Source organism: Streptomyces hiroshimensis (assembly GCF_014650335.1).
Taxonomy (GTDB): Bacteria; Actinomycetota; Actinomycetes; order Streptomycetales; family Streptomycetaceae; genus Streptomyces; species Streptomyces hiroshimensis.
In genome coordinates this window covers 682,045-700,187 of sequence record NZ_BMUT01000002.1, presented here as the reverse complement: position 1 = coordinate 700,187, position 18,143 = coordinate 682,045, and the positions used below count along the sequence as shown (strand labels likewise).

Here is an 18,143-nt window from a genome sequence, read left to right as displayed (position 1 = left end):
GAGCCGGGGGCCGGGAGGCCGGGGCCGGGGGTCCGGGGTCCGGGGCTTGCCCCGGGAAACGGTGAAAGGGTGGGGCTGGGGCTCCCTCCCCCGCCGCAACGGCGAGCAACCACCGCGGCGCGGTCCGGCGGTGCCGAACCGGGCGGACCGGAGGCGATGCCGGACCGGCCGAACCGGAAGTTGTTGCCGGACCGGCCGGCCCAGGAGGTCTCAACGGCCCGGCCCGGAGGGCCTCAGCGGCCCGCAGGGCCGGTCGTTGCCAGGATCGCCGCCGCCACCGCCTGCGGCCGGTCGTACATCAGCAGATGCCCCGCCGGGGCCACCGCCTCGAACCGCCCGTCGAGCCGCTCGGCGAGCCCCCGCTGCCGTTCCAGCCAGCGGCGCTCCAGCCAGGAGCCGGTGCCCGGGGAGGCCGCCAGCACGCTCACCGGCACGGGCGGCATGGCGTGGCTCTCGCGCAGGGCGTCGAGCTCGGCGGCCACGTCGCGGTAGCGGGCGTTCTCCATCAGCAGGGCGCGCACCACCCGCCCGGTGCCGTACGTGCGCCGCACGAGGTCGGCCGGGGCCGGGTCCTGGCGGCTGACGGAGGAGGCGCGGACGGTGAGCCTGCGCAGGGAGGGGCCGAGCGCGCGGGGCAGCCCCGCGGCGGCGAGGACCACGCCGCGGGCGTGCGCGGCGGTGGTGCGCAGCTCGCGGGCGGGGGCGGGGCGGGCGTCCTCCTCGACGCTGCCGTCGACCAGCACGATGGCGGCCGTCCGCTGCGGGTGCAGCCGGGCGAACGCCTCGGCGTGGAAGCCGGCCAGGGAGTGGCCGACGACCGTCGCGGGCGCGTGCAGGCCGAGCGCGTCGAGGACGCCGGCTATCCGGTCGGCCTCGCCGCAGGCGGTGGGCGGCTCCAGGGGCGGGGCGCTGAAGCCGAGGCCGGGCCGGTCGAAGCGGACGACCGTGCGGTGCGGGGTGAGGAGCGGGACGACGGGCTCCCAGTCGAACCAGCCCATGCCGAGCCCGGCGCTGAGCACGCACACCGGCCCCGACCCCTCACGCACCACGTGCAGCGGCACCCCGCCGACCCGCAGCATGCGCCCCGGGGGCCGCACCGTGTCACGCCCCGGGGACCGCGGCCGCACCGTGCCGTTCACGCCGTTGCCGCCGTTTGCGCTGATCATGGGCTCCCCCTCGTCGCTCTCCGACAAGCTAACGGACGGGGCTCTCCCGGTGCTCCGGCGCCACCCAGTGGGGTTTGCGGAACTTCAGGAACGCCAGCGGCGCGAGGAATCCGAGCACGAGCAGCCCGCCGCCGACGGTGAGCAGGTAGCGCCACAGCGGCCCGCCGCCGAACTGCTCGGGCGGGACGAAGCCGATGCACATGGCGGCGAGCGAGGCCGCGAAGCCGACGCCCGCGACGAGGTGCAGCGCGGGCACGCGGAAGCCGCGCGGCCGGTCCGGCTGACTGCGGCGCAGCCGGACGGCGGCGGCGAACATCAGCAGGTAGACGACGAGGTAGATCTGCGTGGTGATCACGGAGAAGATCCAGTACGCGCTGGAGACATCCGGGATGAACGCGTAGAGGAGCGCGATGACGGTCGTCAGCCCGCCCTGGGCGACCATGATGTTGCGCTGGACGCCGTTCTTGTTCAGCTTCTGCAGCACGGGCGGCAGATAGCCCTCCTGCCGGGCGACCATCAGCAGTCCCTTGGACGGCCCGGCCAGCCACGCGAGCATCCCGCCGAGCGCCGCCGCGACGAGCAGCACGCCGACGACCTTGGTCAGCCAGCCCACGTGGAAGTGGTCGAAGAAGCCCTGGAAGGCCTGCATCACTCCGGCGGTGAGGCTGAGGTCCTCGCCGGGCATCACCCAGCTGATGGCCAGCGCCGGCAGGATGAAGATCAGCAGGACGAGCCCGGTGGCCGCGAACACCGAGCGCGGGAACTGCCTGCCGGGCTCGCGCAGCGAGGAGACGTGGACGCCGTTCATCTCCATGCCCGCATACGACAGGAAGTTGCCCACGATCAGCACGAGGCTGGCCAGGCCGGTCCACGGCGGCAGGAAGTGGCCGCTGTCCATGGGCGCGGCGGAGGCGTTGCCCTGGCCGAGGAAGACCAGGCCGAGGACGACGAGGACGACGCCCGGGATCAGGGTGCCGACGACGAGCCCGATGCTCGACAGGCCGGCCACGGCCTTCGTGCCGCGGGAGGAGATCAGCACGCCGGCCCAGTAGACGACGACGATGACGATGGCGACGTAGAGGCCGTTGTCGGCGAGCCGCGGGTCGACGACGTACGCGAAGGTGCTCGCCACGTAGGCCAGCAGGCTCGGGTAGTAGGCGATCGTCATCGCGAACTGGCACCACACGGCCAGGAAGCCCAGCGGCTTGGACAGCCCCTCGCTGACCCAGCGGTAGATGCCGCCGGTCCAGCCCGAGGCCAGCTCGGCGGAGACCAGGGCGGTCGGCAGCAGGAAGACCACGGCCGGGAGGAGGTAGAGGAAGACGGCGGCCAGCCCGTAGAGCGCCATGGACGGCGCGGGCCGCAGGTTGGCGACGGAGGCCGTGGTCATCATCGCGAGGGTGACCCACGAGATGAACGGGGGCTGGGACTGCGGGGTCTTCGGCGGTGCGGGGACGGCGGCGACGGGACGGTCGTCCCTCACCTGTTCCGTGATGGTCATGGGAGGGGGAGCGTCCTTCAGGCCGTACGTCAATCGTTTTCGCCCCATAATCCCATTTCCGGGGCCGTGGAGCCGGCATACCCCGTAGGGGTAGGGTGCGAGGGTGATCGGTAACGGACGGCAGGGGACGGCGGCCGCGTGGTGCGGCCGGCTGTTGCTGCTCTCCGCCCTGCTGCTGGGCATCGTCACGATGCACACGCTGGGGCATCCGACGGGGCACGCGGGAATGAGCCATGAGGCCCGTACACACACGCATGCGACGGCCGGCGCGCACCCGCAGACGCATTCCGCCCCCGCCGTCTCCCCCACCACCTCCCCCGTCGCGGACGACCCGCTGACCGCCCCCGGCATGGACCCCATGTCCGTCTGCCTGGCCGTCCTCGGCGCCGCTCTCCTGGCGCTCGTCCTGCTGCTGGTCACCGCGGCCCTGCGCCGTCCCGCCGCAGCCGTGGCCGCGGTCCGGGCGCGGCTGCTGCGGGCGTTGTGGCCGATTCCGCCGCCTCCGCGGCACAAGTCCCTCGCGCGGCTGTCGGTGCTGCGGGTGTAGGAGCGCGCTTCCTGCGTGTCCCTGCCCCCTTCTTCACCGACCCCTCAGAGGTGTACTCACCCATGCGTACGCACAACCGCACGCACACCCGCCGCGCCCTCCTCGGCGCCGGCCTCGCCGCGGCCGGGAGCGGCCTGCTCGCCGCCTGCTCCGACGGCGCCGCAAGCTCCTCCTCTTCCTCCCCCTCCGCCCCGCCCGCCGCCTTCGTCACGCCCGACGGCAAGGAGGTCGCCGCGGCCGAGGCGAAGCGCGGGAGCGGCCCGGTCCGCGACGTCCGGCTGACCGCCACCCGCACGCGGATCGACCTGGGCGGCCGTACGGTCGACACCTGGGCCTACGGCGACCGGCTGCCCGGCAAGGAGGTACGGGTCACCGCGGGCGACACCCTCGCGCTCACCCTCGCCAACCACCTGCCCGAGGCCACGTCGATGCACTGGCACGGGCTCGCGCTCCGCAACGACATGGACGGCGTCCCGGGCGTCACGCAGCAGCCGGTCAAGGCGGGGGCCTCGTTCGCCTACCGCTTCGCGGTCACGCACCCCGGCACCTACTGGTTCCACCCGCACTCGGGCGTCCAGCAGGACCGGGGGCTGTACGCGCCGCTGATCGTGGAGGACCCCAGGGAGCCGCTGCAGTACGACAAGGAGTGGGTCGTCGTCCTCGACGACTGGGTGGACGGGGTGGACGGCAGCACGCCGGACGCGGTGCTGGCGGAACTGGCCAAGGGCATGGACCACGACATGGGCGGCATGGACCACGGCGGCGGAGGCATGGGCCACGGCGGCGGGGGCGGCATGCACCACATGTCGATGACGTCCGCCGCCTCGCCCTCCCCGGAGAAGGCCCCCTCCCGCATGCTGATGGGCGCCACCAGCCCGCTCCTCGGCGGGGACGCGGGCGACGTCGCCTACCCGCACTACCTGGTCAACGGGCGCACGGCGGCCGACCCCGAGACCTTCACGGCCAGGCCGGGCGACCGGATCCGGATCCGCTTCGTCAACGCGGGCGGGGACACCGCCTTCCGCGTGGCCCTCGGCGACCACAAGATGACGGTCACGCACACGGACGGCTTCCCCGTCGAGCACGCGGAGACGGACGCGCTGCTGCTGGGCATGGGCGAGCGCTACGACGTGCTGGTCGAGGCGAAAGACGGCGTCTTCCCGCTGACGGCGCTGGCCGAGGGCAAGAAGGAGGCCGCGCTGGCGCTGCTGCGGACGGGCGGCGGCGAGGCCCCCGGCGCGTCCGCCCGCCCCGGCGAGCTGGACGGCAGGCTCCTCACCGCCGACCGCCTCAAGGCGGACAAGGCCGTACGGCTGCGGGACCGCGCACCCGACCGGACGATCACGCTCCGGCTGACCGGTTCCATGGCGAAGTACGACTGGGCGATCAACGGGGAGAAGTACGCGCCCTCGCGGCGGCTGCCCGTGGCCGCGGGCGAACGGGTGCGGCTCTCCTTCGTCAACGCGACCACGATGTGGCACCCGATGCACCTGCACGGCCACACCTTCGCCCTGCCGGGCGGCGGCCCGCGCAAGGACACGGCCATCGTGCTGCCCGGCAAGCGGCTGGACGTGGACTTCGACGCGGACAATCCGGGCCTGTGGATGCTCCACTGCCACAACGTCTACCACTCCGAGTCGGGGATGATGACGCTGCTGGGCTACCGGAAGTAACGTCCGCCGGCGCACCTCGCCGCTCAGAGATCGCGTCAGATAGACGAGTACTCTGGGCGGCGTGCCTCAACTTCGCCTCGCTCTGAACCAGATCGACTCCTGCGTCGGCGATCTCGCCGGGAACGCCGAGTCGATCGTCCACTGGACCCGGCACTCCGCCGGACAGGGCGCCCACCTGGTGGCGTTCCCCGAGATGGCGCTGACCGGCTACCCCGTCGAGGACCTCGCCCTGCGCCGCTCCTTCGTGGAGGCCTCGCGCGCCGCGCTGGCCGCCCTCGCCGCGCGCCTGGCCGACGAGGGCCTCGGCGAGCTGCCGGTGCTCGTCGGCTACCTGGACCGCAGCGAGGAGGCGCGGCCGCGCTTCGGCCGCCCCGCGGGCGCCCCGCGCAACGCCGCGGCCGTGCTGCACCGCGGCGCGGTCGCGCTGTCCTTCGCCAAGCACCACCTGCCCAACTACGGCGTCTTCGACGAGTTCCGCTACTTCGTGCCCGGCGACACGATGCCGGTGGTCCGGGTGCACGGCGTGGACGTGGCCCTCGCCATCTGCGAGGACCTGTGGCAGGAGGGCGGCCGGGTGCCCGCGGCGCGCGCGGCGGGCGCCGGGCTGCTGCTGTCGGTCAACGCCTCCCCGTACGAGCGGGAGAAGGACGACACCCGCCTGGAGCTGGTGCGCAAGCGCGCCCAGGAGGCCGGCTGCACGACCGCGTACCTGGCCATGACCGGCGGCCAGGACGAGCTGGTCTTCGACGGCGACACGATCGTCGTCGACCGCGACGGCGGGGTGATCGCGCGGGCCCCGCAGTTCGAGGAGGGCTGCGTCCTGATCGACCTCGACCTGCCGGCCGCCGCCCCCGAGGCGCCGTCCGGGGTCGTGGACGACGGCCTGCGCATCGACCACGTCACCCTCTCCGCGGACCCGCTCCCTCCGTACGAGCCGGAGACGCCGGGCGGCACGGCACCGCACCTGAGCGACGACGCCGAGGTCTACCAGGCCCTGGTCACGGGCCTGCGCGCGTACGTCGCCAAGAACGGCTTCCGCAGCGTCCTCATCGGCCTGTCCGGCGGCATCGACTCCGCGCTCGTCGCGGCCGTCGCCTGCGACGCGGTCGGGGCGGAGAACGTGTACGGCGTGGCCATGCCGTCGCGCTACTCCTCCGAGCACTCCATCACCGACGCCGAGGAGCTCGCCCGCCGCACCGGCCTGAACTTCCGCACCGTCCCGATCGCGCCGATGTTCGACGCGTACATGGGCGCGCTGGGCCTGACCGGCCTCGCCGAGGAGAACCTGCAGTCGCGGCTGCGCGGCACGATGCTGATGGCCGTCTCCAACCAGGAGGGCCACATCGTCCTCGCGCCGGGCAACAAGTCCGAGCTGGCGTGCGGGTACTCGACGCTCTACGGCGACTCGGTCGGCGCGTACGGGCCGATCAAGGACGTCTACAAGACCTGGATCTTCCGCCTCGCCAAGTGGCGCAACGCCGACGCCGCGTCCCGGGGCGAGACCCCGCCCATCCCGGAGAACTCCATCACCAAGCCCCCGAGCGCCGAGCTCCGCCCGGGCCAGGTGGACACGGACTCCCTGCCGGACTACGACGTCCTCGACCGCATCCTGGAGCTCTACGTCGACCGCGACCGCGGCCACGCCGAGATCGTCGCCGAGGGCTTCGACGCGGAGCTGGTCACCCGCATCCTGCGGATGGTCGACACGGCGGAGTACAAGCGCCGCCAGTACCCGCCGGGCACGAAGATCTCGGCGAAGGGCTTCGGCAAGGACCGGCGCCTGCCGATCACCAACCGCTGGCGCGAGACCGGCTGACGCCGGGCCCACCACCGCAGGACCACCACACGGAGCCGGGGGAATCGAATGATTCCTCCGGCTTTGTCTTGCCCGGAAACCGTCCGCGCGCCGCGTGGGGGGCCGGGCTCCTCGCGTCCGCCGCCGCGGCAAGCCTGCTGACCGCCGCTCCCGCGCACGCCCTCGCCGGCGAGCCGGTCGCCGACGGCACGTACGCCTACACCGCGAAGCTCGACATCGACGAGGGCATGCGCAGCTGCTCCGGCACTCTCGTCCAGCAGGAGTGGCTGATCACCGCCGCCAGCTGCTTCGCCGAGGACCCGGCGAAGGGGTTCAAGATCCTCGCCGGCGCCCCGAAGGGGAAGACGACCGCCACCATCGGCCGCACGGACCTCCGGCGCGAGGACACCGGCGCGGTCGTGGACGTCGTCGAGCTCGTGCCGCGGGAGGACCGCGACCTGGTGATGGCACGGCCGGCGAAGCCGGTCACCGGTGTCCGGCCGATCGCCGATATCGCGAACAGCCTTCCGGCGGAGAACGAGCGCGTGAAGGCGATCGGCTACGGCCGGACGAAGGACGAGTGGGTCCCCGACTATCTGCACTACGCCGATTTCAGGGTCGGCCCCGCCACCGGCACCACGGTGAGCATCACCGGAGAATCCGATGACGCCGCCGTGTGCCAGGGCGATACGGGCGGCCCCGTCCTCGCGCAGTACGGCAGCTTCGCCGCGCTGGCCGCCATCCACAGCACGAGCGGCCAGGCGGGTTGCTTCGGCACCGACGCGCCGGAGAAGCGCCGGACCGCCTCCGAGACCCGTGTGGACGACATCGCGGGGTGGATCAAGGCCGTCGCCTCCCGCAACGTCCTGTCACGGGTGAACTGGAAGGACGCCGTGCATGTCACCGCGGGCAACTTCAGCCGCGCAAGCGGAGAGGAACGTTCGGACCTCTTCGTCGTCTGGGCCGACGGGTCGGCCAGCCTCTTCGAGGGTTCCGGTCAGCAGGACGCCAAGTACCCCTTCCTGAAGGAACACAAGCTCGCCCCCGAGGGCAGCTACTGGAAGGACGCCGAAGCCGTCACCGGCATCAGCGTCAACCAGTCCGGCGGGGGCGGCGGGCTCGCCGTCCGCTGGCGCTCCGGCAAAGTGTCGACCTTCAGCGAGGTCAACGAGTCCGGCTTCGGCTACGAGAAGACCCTGGCGTACCGCGACAGCTGGAAGAACGCCCGTTCCCTCGCGGCCGGCCGCCACACCGACAAGTACCGGCGCGACGACCTGGTCGTCCTGTGGGCGGACGGTTCGACCTCCATGTACGCGGACGCCGGCCTCAACGGCGTCTCCAAGGAGACCCGGCTGACCTCGGCCGACAAGACCCGGGTCGATGCGCAGATCACCTCCGGCCGGTTCACCGGCAAGGACGCGGACGATGTGATCGTCCGCCGCAAGGACGGCAGGACCGACCTCTTCCCCGGCCTGGACGCCCGCGGCTTCCGTGACGGCATCAGCCTCCGCCCGCAGGGCTCCGCCTGGAAGTACGCCCAGCCGCTGATGGCCGGTTCCTTCGGCGGGGGCAAGCAGGAGGACCTCCTGGCCCGCTGGGCCGACGGCAACCTGAGCTACTACGCCGACGCGGACGCCTCCGGCACCCACGGCGAGATCCAGCTCGTCGGCTGACGGGATCCCCGCCGCTCGCGTTAGCATTGATTGATCGTTCAAGCAATCAGTGGAGTGAGTGAGCCGCAGTGAAGGTCGAGATCTACAGCGACATCGCGTGCCCGTGGTGCCACGTCGGCAAGAGCCGCTTCGAGCAGGCGCTCGCCGCGTTCCCCGGTGCCGATGACGTCGAGGTGGTCTACCGGCCCTTCCAGCTCGACCCGCACGCTCCCGAGGAGCCGCTCCCCCACCGCGAGGTGCTGGCCGCCAAGTACGGACCGCAGTCCGTCGCCATGGACGACCACATCACGCGGCTGGGGGCGGACGAGGGCCTCACCTTCGACTTCGACACCGTCGTGGAGAACAACTCCCTCCTCGCCCACCGGCTGCTGCGCTTCGTCCTCGACGAGTACGGGCCGGACGCCCAGGCCCGGCTCAAGGGCCGGCTGCTGGAGGCCCACTTCGGCGAGGGCCTCGACATCGGCGACCGCGAGCACCTCACGGACGCCGCGGTCACCGTGGGCCTGGACCGCGACCCCGTCGCCGGTTTCCTCGACGGCGACGACCTGCACGACGAGGTCCTGGACGAGATCGAAGAGGCGCGGCAGCGGGGCGTCACCGCGGTGCCGACGTTCGTGTTCGAGGGGCAGTGGGCGGTCCAGGGCGGCCAGGACCCGGCCACCTTCCTGGACATCCTCCGGCAGGTCGCGGAGGCGACCGGGGCCGGGGCGAAGACCGAAGCCGAGGCCGGGGCGGAAGCCGGCGAGGCCTGCGCGGACGGCGCCTGCGCCGTCTGAGCCGTCTAAGCCGTCCGATCCGTCTGAGCCGTCCGATCCGGCGGCCGGGCGGCTACGGCTTCGCTGCGCCGCGCACCTCCAGCCCGTCCAGAAGCCGCTGTGTGGCCGCCGCCACGGCGGCCACAGCCTCCTCGAACACGGCCTGGTTGTGGGCGGCGGGGTGGTGGAACCCCGACACCTTCCGTACGTACTGCAGGGCGGCGGCGCGGATGTCCTCGTCCTCGACGGAGGGCATCATCGGCGGGCGCAGGGTCTTGATGCTGCGGCACATGTCTCCAGTGTGCACCGACGGGTTCCGGGGAGGGCCCGGCAGCGGCGTGACAGTATCGCTGTCATGACTACTTCTGATGTTGCCCAGGACGCGAAGAAGGCCCCGCTGAAGGACCCTTGGGAGCTCCCCGACGTCTCCGGCCTCGTGGTCGGCGTGCTCGGCGGCACCGGCGACCAGGGCCGCGGCCTCGCCTACCGGCTGGCCAAGGCCGGCCAGCAGGTGATCATCGGTTCGCGGGCCGCGGAGCGCGCGCAGGCGGCCGCCGGCGAGCTGGGCCTCGGCATCGAGGGCGCCGACAACGCCGAGTGCGCCCGGCGCAGCGACATCGTGATCGTCGCCGTGCCGTGGGACGGCCACGCCAAGACCCTCGAAGCGCTGCGCGAGGAGCTCGCCGGCAAGCTCGTCGTCGACTGCGTCAACCCGCTCGGCTTCGACAAGCAGGGCGCCTACGCCCTCAAGCCGGAGGAGGGCAGCGCCGCCGAGCAGGCCGCCGCGCTGCTGCCGGACTCGCGCGTCACCGCCGCCTTCCACCACCTCTCCGCCGTGCTGCTGCAGGACCCGGAGATCGAGGCGATCGACACCGACGTGATGGTGCTCGGCGAGAAGCGTGCCGACACCGACGTCGTGCAGGCCCTGGCGGGCCGCATCCCCGGCATGCGCGGCGTCTTCGCGGGCCGGCTGCGCAATGCCCACCAGGTGGAGTCGCTCGTCGCCAACCTGATCTCGGTGAACCGCCGCTACAAGGCCCACGCCGGGCTGCGCGTCACGGACGTCTGACCGGCGGCGGGTGGGGGGACGCCGCGCCCGCGCGGCACCTGAGCGACAATGGCCGGGATCGTGACCGTATGCGCCCCCGGACAGGAGCCGTCCCCCATGCCCCGCCTCGCCCTCTACGCCCTCGCCGTCTGCGTCCTGTCGGTCGCGGCGGCCGCCGTCTCCTTCGCACGGGGCAGCTGGCTCGGCATCGTCTGGATCCTGATGCTCGGCGTCTCGTCCAACATCGCCTGGTACTACGTGCGCAAGGCGAAGAACGACAAGGCCGCCGCCGAGGGCGGCGGGAACGCGTAGGACGGGCCCCCGGGCCCGGACACCCCGGCCCCCGGGCCTCGGGCCCCGGCCCCTGAGGCGGCCCCTGAGGGATCACGCCCCGGGGGCCGGCTCCCACCCGTGCGGCGAGCCCGGCGGCTGCTTGTAGACGGGCCTGCCCGCGGCTCCGCTGGTGCGGAAGGGCCTGCCCCGGTCGTCGAGCCGGAGGACCCCGCGCCGGCCGCCGCTGGACCACTGCAGCTCCAGGTACCACTTCACGTCGCGCTGCGCGGCGGTCGCCTTGACGTAGAAGACCTCGGGGTCGTTCTCGCTCACCTTGTACGGGAAGTCGCGCTGCCCGGCCTTCGGGGTGACGGCGGGCCGGGCGGCGTCGAGGTCGACGCCGAAGGACTTCGTCGACACGTCCCCGCCGCAGCCGACGCCCATGATGTAGCTGTTCCAGGGCAGCGGCGCCTTCGTGCCCTGTACGCGGACGTGCAGCCCTTCGAGGACGACGGTGTCCTTGCCGGTGCCCTGCAGGGTGATCTCGATGAACTGCCCGCCGGCCGCGACGCCGCCCAGCGCGGAGACCCAGCCCGGCGCGTCCTGCTCCGGCGGGGGCGGTGTGACGTCGCCCGGGGCCCGGTCGATCAGGTAGCGCTGGGAGCAGGGGTCCTCGAAGGCGTACGGGCGGACGTGCGCGGTCACGGGGGTGCCGGTCTCCGCGCCGCCGCCGTGCGGCTTGCCTCCGGGGGCGGAGGACGCGGAGCCGTCCTGCGGCGGGGACGCCGCGGGCTCGCCGCCTTCCTTCTCCCCCTCCTTCTCCCCGGCCTCCCCCTTCTCGTTCTTTCCGTTCCCGTTCTCGCTCCCGTTCCCGGACGCCGAGGAGGAGGGGATCCCGCTCGGGCCCGCGCCCGGCTTCCCGGGCTTCCCTGCTGCGTGCGCACCCGGTCCCGCCGGTGAGGCCGCTCCGGCAGGCCGTTCCCCACCGGCCGCAGGCGAGTCGCCGCCGAGGCCGACGGCCAGCGCGGCGGACCCCAGCACCGTGACCGCGGCGACGGCGGACAACGCGGCGAAGACGGCCTTCCGGGGCGGGCGGCGGCGCCGCGGTGGCGCCGCACCCTCACCCGCTGGAGCCAGCGGTGGCGCCATCGGCTCGGCCATCGACTCAGCCACCGGCTCGGGTTCAGCAACAGCCGCAGCCGCAGGCGCGGGCTCAGCCGCCGCCGCTTCCGGAGCGGCCGCCGCCGACACCTTGCGCCCCCGCGTCGCATCCGCGACGATCCACAGCCGGTGAACCTCCATCAGCTCTTCCGGCGTGGCCTTGCACAGCCGGGCCAGCCGCTCCACCGGAGCGAACTCCGTCGGCACGGCAGACCCGCTGCAATACCGGTGCAGCGTCGACGTACTGACGTGCAGTCGCTTGGCCAGTACCCCGTAACTCAGGCCCGACCGCTCCTTCAGCGACCGCAGCATCTCCGCGAGATCGCCCGCCCCCACGTCACTCCCCCATCCCAGGTCCCCGTTCCAGGGAATCACCATTCCCGCAGGTCAGAGCCTATGCGAACGTTCCGGCGTCCCTGATCTGCCGGTTGCCCTGGCGCCCGGGACGCATTACCGCACAAGCTTTCGCCATCCAAGCACGCCGCTCCCGCAATCCGGTCGAACGGCACTCCGCTTCCCACCCGTGACGAAAGAGATCAGCCATGCGTGCCTCCGTCCGCCGAGCCCACCCCCGCCCCCGTCCGTTCGCCGGCGCGGGCCTGGCGGCCGTCGCGCTCGCCACGCTCACGCTGGCGGCGTGCAGTCAGAGCGGGGAGGGCGAGGGCGTACGCAAGGAGGGCGCCGCCTCCTCGCAGCCTTCCAAGCAGGGCGAGGGCGCCCCGCCCTCGGAGTCCTCGTCGCCCTCGCAGGCGGGGCAGGCGCCCCAGGGCAAGCCGACCGCGGGGAAGGGTCCCTCGGCCGGCTCCTCGACCGGCGCCACGCCGCACGGCGCACAGCGGACCGGCGCGACGCACGACCCGTACGCCCCGGAGAACCGCGTTCCCTGCACCGCCGCCAACACCAAGGTCGCCGCCGCGGCGCTCTCCCGTCCGCTCAACCACATGCTCCTCACCGTCACCAACACGGGCTCCGAGATGTGTGACTTGAAGGGGTACCCCGTCGTGAAGTTCGAGGGCGCCCAGTCCGTCCCGCCGGTCATGGAGCACTCCAAGCCGCAGGCGGTCACCTCGCTCCCGCCGGGCGGGAAGGGCTACGCGGCGGTGATCCTCTCCGCGGGTGACGGCAGCGGTGGCGACGGCTACACGGCACGGAGCCTCGAAGTCGGCTTCCAGGGCAGCGATGCGATGGCCAGGGCCGCCCTCCCGGCCAAGGGCGTGTACATCGACAGCTCACTGCGCGTCACGTACTGGGTGTCCACGACCGAGGACGCGCTCTCCTGACGCGTCCGTCCCCGACCGTTCCTTCCCGACCGTTCCTTCCTGAGCCCCAGGCCGCCCCGGCCTGGGGCTTTCCCGTTTGATGCGCCACGGCCGTGACGCCACGGAACCCCTGGTTGCGCCATCCCGCTTGCGATGGCGCCATCTATGGTGCCATGATGACGTCACAGCGCAACGCCACACCGCGCGGATCTCTCCACCAGCTCTTTCCGTCACCATGAGAACGGGACAGCCATGCCTGCCTTCGACACCCCCGGGCCCCTCTCCGTCACCCTCGAATTCGACCTCGGAACGGTCCGGGTCACCGCGGGCAAGCGCACCGACACGGTCGTCGAGGTGCGGCCCACCGATGGCGCCAGGGACGTCGACGTGCGGGCCGCGGAGCAGACCAAGGTCAGCTGCTCGGGAGGCAAGCTGCTGGTCAAGGGCCCCAAGAAGCGCTCCCCGTTCGGCAAGTGCGGGTCGCTCGACGTGACCGTCGAACTGCCGGCCGGATCGGACGTCCACGGCGACTCGCCCATGGCGGACTTCCTCTGCGAGGGCCGCTTCGGGGAGCTCCGCATCACGACCTCGCTCGGCGACATCCACGTCGACGAGGCGGACACCGTGTACCTGAAGACCTCGCTCGGCGCCGTCCGGGCGGGCCGCGTCGCCGGCGACGCCGAGGTCTACGGGGCGGGCCGGATCGACCTCGGCGAGATCGCGGGCGACACGAAGGTCAAGAACGCCAACGGCGAGACCACGGTCGGGGAGGTCTCCGGCGAGCTGCGGGCGAACGCGTCCAACGGCCGCATCTCCGTCGGCGTCGCCCACGCGGGGGTCGACGCCAGGACCTCCCTCGGCGACATCCGGATCGGCGAGGTGGCGCGCGGCAAGGTCTCGCTGCGGACCGCCGCGGGCGACCTCGACGTCGGCATCCGGGAGACCAGCGCCGCCTGGCTCGACGTGCACACCGGCGTGGGCGCGGTGCGCAACTCCCTCGGCTCGTCCGAGGGCCCCGGCGGCTCCGCGGAGACCGTCGAGGTGCACGCCGGCACGGGCGTCGGCAACGTCCTGATCCACCGTGCCTGAACAGAACCACAGCGCCCGAACAGAACCACCGTGCCTGAACAGCACCACCGCTCCCGGCCACCCCAGCGAAACGAGAGGCACCCCCGCACCATGAACCCCACGGAACCGGCGGTATCGGCCGTCGGCCTGCGCAAGTCCTACGGCGACAAGACGGTCCTCGACGGCATCGATCTGTCCATCCCCCAGGGCACCGTCTTCGCCCTCCTCGGCCCCAACGGCGCGGGGAAGACCACCACGGTGCAGATCCTCTCCACGCTGATCCCCGCCGACGGCGGCCGGGCGCAGCTCGCGGGGCACGATCTGGAGAGCGATGCGGACGGCGTGCGCGCCGCGATCGGCGTCACCGGGCAGTTCTCGGCCGTGGACAACCTGCTCACCGCCGAGGAGAACCTGATCCTCATGGCGGACCTGCACCACCTCGGCCGCCGCGAGGGCCGCCGCCGGGCCGCGGAACTGCTGCACCGCTTCGACCTGGCGGAGGCGGCCCGGAAGCCGGCCTCCACGTTCTCCGGCGGCATGCGGCGCAAGCTCGACCTCGCGATGACGCTGGTCGGCGACCCGCGCATCATCTTCCTCGACGAGCCGACCACCGGACTGGACCCGCGCAGCCGCCGCACCATGTGGGAGATCATCCGCAGCCTGGTCGACGACAAGGGCGTCACCGTCTTCCTGACGACCCAGTACCTGGAGGAGGCGGACCAGCTCGCGGACCGGATCGCCGTCCTGGACCACGGGGTGCTGGTCGCCGAGGGCACCGCGGACGAGCTGAAGCGGCGTGTCCCCGGCGGCTACGTGCGCCTGCGGTTCTCCAGCCCGCGCGACCTCGACTCCGCCGCCGGCCTCTTCGGCACCATCGCCAAGCGCGACCCCGAGGCGCTCACCCTGGACATCCCCGGCGACGGCACCATCCCCACCCTGCGCGCCGTCCTCGACGTCCTGGACGCCGTGTCGGTCCGGGCCGAGGGCCTCACGGTGCACACCCCCGACCTCGACGACGTCTTCCTCGCCCTCACCGGCGGCCCGGGCGCGCACCCGGCCCCGTTCCTCACCACAGACACGACCCCGGACATGACCCCTGACACAACCCCTGTCACGAACCTGCAGGAGAGCGCCCGATGAGCACCGTGTCCCACGCCGTCAGCGATGCGCGGACGATGCTGCGGCGCAACCTCAAGCACGCGCTGCGCTACCCCTCCATGACGATCTCGGTCGTCGTCATGCCCGTCATGATGCTGCTCCTCTTCAACTACGTCTTCGGCGGCGCCCTGGGCACCGGCATCGGCGGGGTGCCCAAGGGCGACGTCGACTACATCGACTACGTCGCGCCCGGCATCATCCTGATGGCCGCGACCTCCGGGGCCGTGGCCACCGCGGTCAGCGTCTGCGTCGACATGACCGAGGGCATCGTCAACCGCTTCCGCACCATGGCGATCTCCCGCGCCTCGTTCCTGACCGGGCACGTCGTCGGCAGCGTCATCCAGACGATGGTCAGCATCACGTTCGTCGTCGGCGTCGCGCTGCTCATCGGCTTCCGGCCGGACGCCACGCCCGTCGAGTGGCTCGCGGCCGCCGGCCTCCTGACGCTGCTCACCCTGGCGTTCACCTGGCTGTCCGCCGCGATCGGCCTGGTGGCCAAGAACCCCGAGACCGCCAGCAACATCCCCCTGCCGCTGACGTTCCTGCCCTTCCTCGGCAGCGCCGTCGTGCCGCCGGAGTCGATGCCCACCGGGCTGCGCTGGTTCGCCGAGTACCAGCCCTTCACCCCCGTCATCGAGACCCTGCGCGGGCTGCTGACGGGCACGGAGATCGGCAACAGCGGCATCGCCGCCCTCGCCTGGTGCCTGGGCCTGACCCTGGTCGGCTACCTGTGGGCGCGCGCGGCCTTCCGCCGCGGCACCCGGTAACCCCCCGTTCCGGCCGCACGACCACCGGCACTTCCACTCGCACTCCGCACTCTGCACCCGGAGGACCACTTCCATGGAACGCGAACTGCCCGGCGTCCAGCCCCTGTCGGCGCTGCCGACCACCCGCCCCGCGGGCTGCCCCTTCGACCCGCCGGCCGAGCTGGCCGCGCTGCGCGAACAGCAACCGCTGATACGGATGCGCTACCCGGACGGGCACCTGGGCTGGCTCGCCACCGGCTACGCCACGGTCCGCGCGATCCTGGCCGACTCCCGCTTCAGCTCGCGGTACGAGCTCATGCACCTCCCGGTCGAGGTGCCCGGCGTGCCCGAAGGCGGCCTGCCCGCGGCGCCCGTAGGGGACATGACGGGGATGGACGCCCCCGAGCACACCCGCTACCGGAAGCTGCTCGCCGGCAAGTTCACCGTCCGCCGGATGCGGGCCCTCACCGAACGCCTCGAAGAGATCACGGCCGACCACCTGGACGCCATGGAGCGCCGGGGCCCGTCGGCCGACCTGGTGGAGGCGTTCGCCCAGCCGATCCCCGCGCTGATGATCTGTGAACTCCTCGGGGTGCCCTACGCCGACCGCGAGCTCTTCCAGCGGCACACGACGACGCTGACCGACATGCGCTCCTCGGAAGAGGAGAGGTACGCCGCCATGGCCGGGCTGCAGGAGTACCTGCACAAGCTGGTGGCGGCCAAGCGGGCCGAGCCCACCGACGACATGCTCAGCGATCTGACCACGAGCGACCTCACCGAGGAGGAACTCGCAGGCCTCGGCGGCTTCCTGCTGGGCGCCGGCCTCGACACCACCGCCAACATGATCGCGCACGGCGCCTTCGCCCTGCTGCGCAACCCGGACCAGCTCGCCGCCCTGCGCGGCGAACCGGACCTCGCCGACCAGGCGGTGGAGGAGCTGCTGCGCTATCTGACCATCGCCCACACCGGTCTGAAGACGGCCCTGGAGGACGTCGAGCTGGACGGCCACCTGATCAAGGCCGGTGAGAGCGTCACCCTCTCCCTCCAGGCCGCCAACCGCGACCCGCTCCGCTTCCCCGGCCCCGACGCCCTCGACCTGCGCCGCAAGGCCACCGGGCACCTGGGCTTCGGCCACGGGATCCACCAGTGCCTGGGGCAGCAGCTGGCGCGCGTCGAGATGCGGGTCGCCCTGCCGGCGCTCTTCGCCCGCTTCCCGGCGCTGCGCCTGGCCGTGGCGCCCGAGGAGGTGCCGCTGCGCACGCACTCGAACATCTACGGGGTGCACAGCCTCCCGGTCACCTGGGACGCGGCGTGAGCGCGGCATGAAGCAGCCCCAGGCCACACGGGGGGCCTGGGGCTTTCGCGTACCGCGAATCAGCCGGTCAGAAGACGACGGCCGACAGCGGCGGGATGTCCGGGGTGCCCTGCCAGAAGCGGAACAGCTCCCGGCCCCAGTACGTGTCCCACGCCGTCACGTCGAGGAACCGCAGCACCGAGTCGATCATGTCGAAGAACGCGTGGTTGACCTCGGGGATCCACAGGAAGCCGAAGACGGCCAGTATCCCGAACGGCGCGAACGGCTCCACCTGGCGCCGCACCTTGTACGACAGCCACGGCTCGATCACCCCGTAGCCGTCCAGGCCCGGGACCGGCAGGAAGTTGAGGATCGCGGCGGTCACCTGGAGCTGGGCCATGAAGCCGAGCGCGTAGCGGAAGTGGTCCGGGACGCCGTCCATCGCGCCGAGCCAGAACGGGGCGGTGACGACCACGGCGAACGCGGCGTTCGTCAGCGGGCCCGCTGCCGAGATCATGCTGTGCTTCCAGCGGCCGCGGATGCGGTGCCGCTCGATGAAGACCGCACCGCCGGGCAGGCCGATCCCGCCCATGATCACGAAGATGACGGGCAGGACGATGCTCAGCAGCGCGTGCGTGTACTTCAGCGGATCCAGCGTCAGATAGCCCTTGGCGCCCACCGTGAGGTCGCCGCCGTGCAGGGCGGTGCGCGCGTGCGCGTACTCGTGCAGGCACAGCGAGACGACCCAGCCGGAGACGACGAAGAGGAAGACGGCGAAGCCGGGGCTCGCCGAGAAGTCCGTCCACACCGCCCACATGGAGACGCCCATGATGGCGACGAGGGCGAGGAAGACGGGACTCACGCGCCGTTCGCCGCGGGTCGCTGTCGGCATAGCTTCTGCTCCTGTGAGGTGGGGCGGTCCCGCCGCGGGCCGGCCCGGAGGGCGGCTGCGGCGGACGTACCGGGTGACGGTACTTCCTCCACCCTCCCGGCCCGTAACCCGGCCGGTACGGGCCCGGGGGAGAA

General features: G+C 72.6%; 17 protein-coding genes. 12 read left to right on the top strand and 5 right to left on the bottom strand.

The window, feature by feature from the left end:
• Positions 1-233: 233 nt before the first annotated feature.
• Positions 234-1,079 (bottom strand): alpha/beta fold hydrolase, encoded by an 846-nt coding sequence (locus IE241_RS08535; RefSeq protein ID WP_190021105.1) that lies wholly within the window; start codon positions 1,077-1,079, stop codon positions 234-236.
• Positions 1,080-1,194: 115 nt separating this feature from the next.
• Complete coding sequence (gadC, locus tag IE241_RS08530) at positions 1,195-2,667, bottom strand: glutamate/gamma-aminobutyrate antiporter GadC (RefSeq protein ID WP_190020988.1); 1,473 nt, start codon at positions 2,665-2,667, stop codon at positions 1,195-1,197.
• A 103-nt stretch (positions 2,668-2,770) separates the two neighbouring features.
• Between gadC and IE241_RS08525 the strand changes: the two genes are divergently transcribed.
• The 5 genes from IE241_RS08525 to IE241_RS08505 all read left to right on the top strand — a co-directional run bounded on the left by IE241_RS08525 (position 2,771) and on the right by IE241_RS08505 (position 9,131).
• Positions 2,771-3,214: a DUF6153 family protein gene (locus IE241_RS08525; RefSeq protein ID WP_229898924.1), complete on the top strand. Its 444-nt coding sequence runs from the start codon at positions 2,771-2,773 to the stop codon at positions 3,212-3,214.
• A gap of 62 nt (positions 3,215-3,276) precedes the next feature.
• A complete protein-coding gene (locus tag IE241_RS08520) occupies positions 3,277-4,887 on the top strand; it encodes a multicopper oxidase family protein (protein WP_190020987.1) in 1,611 nt (536 codons plus the stop codon).
• A 61-nt stretch (positions 4,888-4,948) separates the two neighbouring features.
• On the top strand, positions 4,949-6,703 hold the full coding sequence (locus IE241_RS08515) for an NAD+ synthase (RefSeq protein WP_190020986.1): 1,755 nt from the start codon (positions 4,949-4,951) through the stop codon (positions 6,701-6,703).
• Positions 6,704-6,771: 68 nt separating this feature from the next.
• Positions 6,772-8,355, top strand: a complete 1,584-nt coding sequence (locus tag IE241_RS08510; protein ID WP_190020985.1) for a S1 family peptidase — start codon at positions 6,772-6,774, stop codon at positions 8,353-8,355.
• 68 nt (positions 8,356-8,423) lie between these two features.
• Complete coding sequence (locus IE241_RS08505; protein ID WP_190020984.1) at positions 8,424-9,131, top strand: DsbA family oxidoreductase; 708 nt, start codon at positions 8,424-8,426, stop codon at positions 9,129-9,131.
• 52 nt (positions 9,132-9,183) lie between these two features.
• Here the strand turns inward: IE241_RS08505 and IE241_RS08500 are convergent, their stop codons facing one another.
• The gene (locus IE241_RS08500) at positions 9,184-9,402 is read right to left on the bottom strand and encodes a DUF2277 domain-containing protein (RefSeq protein ID WP_190020983.1); all 219 of its coding nucleotides are present in this window, start codon (positions 9,400-9,402) and stop codon (positions 9,184-9,186) included.
• Between the two features lie 63 nt (positions 9,403-9,465).
• On the opposite strand from IE241_RS08500, the gene npdG reads away from it, so the two are divergent.
• Both npdG and IE241_RS08490 read left to right on the top strand, forming a co-directional pair.
• Positions 9,466-10,179, top strand: a complete 714-nt coding sequence (npdG, locus tag IE241_RS08495) for an NADPH-dependent F420 reductase (RefSeq protein WP_190020982.1) — start codon at positions 9,466-9,468, stop codon at positions 10,177-10,179.
• 96 nt (positions 10,180-10,275) lie between these two features.
• Positions 10,276-10,470, top strand: a complete 195-nt coding sequence (locus IE241_RS08490; protein WP_190020981.1) for a hypothetical protein — start codon at positions 10,276-10,278, stop codon at positions 10,468-10,470.
• 72 nt (positions 10,471-10,542) lie between these two features.
• On the opposite strand, the gene IE241_RS08485 is transcribed toward IE241_RS08490, so the two are convergent.
• Positions 10,543-11,970 (bottom strand): transcriptional regulator, encoded by a 1,428-nt coding sequence (locus IE241_RS08485; protein ID WP_229898922.1) that lies wholly within the window; start codon positions 11,968-11,970, stop codon positions 10,543-10,545.
• Positions 11,971-12,134: 164 nt separating this feature from the next.
• Between IE241_RS08485 and IE241_RS08480 the strand changes: the two genes are divergently transcribed.
• The 5 genes from IE241_RS08480 to IE241_RS08460 all read left to right on the top strand — a co-directional run bounded on the left by IE241_RS08480 (position 12,135) and on the right by IE241_RS08460 (position 17,138).
• Positions 12,135-12,872: a DUF4232 domain-containing protein gene (locus IE241_RS08480; protein WP_190020980.1), complete on the top strand. Its 738-nt coding sequence runs from the start codon at positions 12,135-12,137 to the stop codon at positions 12,870-12,872.
• Positions 12,873-13,103: 231 nt separating this feature from the next.
• Positions 13,104-13,940: a DUF4097 family beta strand repeat-containing protein gene (locus IE241_RS08475; RefSeq protein WP_190020979.1), complete on the top strand. Its 837-nt coding sequence runs from the start codon at positions 13,104-13,106 to the stop codon at positions 13,938-13,940.
• A gap of 90 nt (positions 13,941-14,030) precedes the next feature.
• Positions 14,031-15,059 carry an ATP-binding cassette domain-containing protein gene (locus tag IE241_RS08470; RefSeq protein WP_190020978.1) on the top strand — a complete coding sequence of 343 codons (1,029 nt, stop codon included), beginning with the start codon at positions 14,031-14,033 and terminating at the stop codon, positions 15,057-15,059.
• Complete coding sequence (locus IE241_RS08465; protein WP_190020977.1) at positions 15,056-15,844, top strand: ABC transporter permease; 789 nt, start codon at positions 15,056-15,058, stop codon at positions 15,842-15,844. Before IE241_RS08470 ends, IE241_RS08465 begins: the two co-directional genes overlap by 4 nt.
• A gap of 73 nt (positions 15,845-15,917) precedes the next feature.
• Positions 15,918-17,138, top strand: coding sequence for a cytochrome P450 (locus IE241_RS08460; protein WP_190020976.1), 1,221 nt, complete (start codon positions 15,918-15,920; stop codon positions 17,136-17,138).
• A 67-nt stretch (positions 17,139-17,205) separates the two neighbouring features.
• Here IE241_RS08460 and IE241_RS08455 read toward each other — a convergent pair whose 3' ends face one another.
• Complete coding sequence (locus IE241_RS08455) at positions 17,206-18,009, bottom strand: site-2 protease family protein (RefSeq protein ID WP_190020975.1); 804 nt, start codon at positions 18,007-18,009, stop codon at positions 17,206-17,208.
• Between the last annotated feature and the right edge of the window lie 134 nt (positions 18,010-18,143).